General features: G+C 54.4%; 1 pseudogene. It reads right to left on the reverse strand.

The features are described from left to right. Nucleotides 1–1,176 (reverse strand): annotated as a pseudogene (dnaK, locus tag WH5701_RS15910) (molecular chaperone DnaK); the annotation flags it as partial. Between the last annotated feature and the right edge of the window lie 195 nt (nucleotides 1,177–1,371).

Raw genomic sequence — 1,371 nt, forward strand, 5'->3', positions numbered from 1 at the left:
AAGACAACGGCGTGACATCAAGAAGAAGAATGTCTTTCACCTCTCCAGCAAGAACGCCCCGTGAATCGCAGCACCAACAGCCACCACCTCGTCAGGGTTGACCGTTTGGTTCGGATCTTTGCTCGTGGTGCGCTTGACCAGATCAAGAACGGCTGGGATACGGGTGGAACCACCCACCATCACGATCTCGTCGAGTTCACCCGAAGACAGCTTGGCGTCTTTCAAAGCTTGCTCCACGGGAACCCGGCAGCGGTCGATCAGATTGGACGCCAATTCCTCAAATTTGGCCCTCGTCAATGTGAGATCGAGGTGCTTAGGTCCCTCAGGAGTTGCCGTGATGAACGGCAAATTGATTTCACTCTGGGTGGCATTGGAGAGCTCGATCTTGGCTTTTTCAGCAGCCTCTGTAAGCCGCTGCAAAGCTTGCTTGTCCTGACGTAAATCAATGCCTTCGTTCGATTTGAACGTTGCAGCCAGGTGATCAACGATCACTTTGTCGAAATCATCACCACCGAGGTGGGTGTCACCGGAGGTGGACAGAACTTCGAAAACGCCATCGCCAACCTCCAAAACGGAGACATCAAATGTGCCGCCACCAAGGTCAAAAACCAGAATTCGTTCGTTGCTCTTTTTATCGAGGCCATAGGCCAATGCCGCCGCAGTGGGCTCGTTGATGATGCGGAGCACCTCAAGGCCAGCGATCTTTCCAGCGTCCTTCGTCGCCTGGCGCTGAGAATCGTTGAAGTACGCAGGAACCGTGATCACTGCTTGGGTGACGGTCTCTCCTAGGTACTTACCGGCATCTTCTGCCAACTTTCTCAACACCTGAGCAGACACCTCTTCCGGCGCGAACTGCTTGTCCAACACAGGACATTTCACTTTCACGTTAGAGCCGGATTTTTCGACTCCATAACTCACTTCCTTTTGTTCCTCACTCACCTCATCAACCCGACGACCGATGAAGCGCTTCACCGAATAAAACGTGTTATCCGGATTCATCACCGCCTGTCGTTTGGCGATCTGGCCAACCAATTGGTCTTGGTTCTTGGTGTAAGCAACAACGGAGGGCGTTGTGCGGAAGCCCTCGGCGTTAGCGATAACGGTGGGCTTGCCACCCTCCATCACAGAAACGCAGCTGTTCGTGGTGCCAAGGTCAATGCCGACAACTTTGCCCATCGGTGCCCTTCCCTAAAAAGTGATCTGAATGGCGTCATCCTCATCAGGAGACCCCTTGAGAGGCGAGGTGGGGTTCCCGAACAGGCAGGCTGGAGAAGCGATCCGGCGACCCGATGATCAACGGTGATACAGGCCTGGTGGGACTGCTTGGCAACCCTGTGCGGCATTCCCTATCGCCGGCCATGCACAACGCTG

The organism is Synechococcus sp. WH 5701, assembly GCF_000153045.1.
Taxonomy (GTDB): domain Bacteria; phylum Cyanobacteriota; class Cyanobacteriia; order PCC-6307; family Cyanobiaceae; genus Regnicoccus_A; species Regnicoccus_A antarcticus.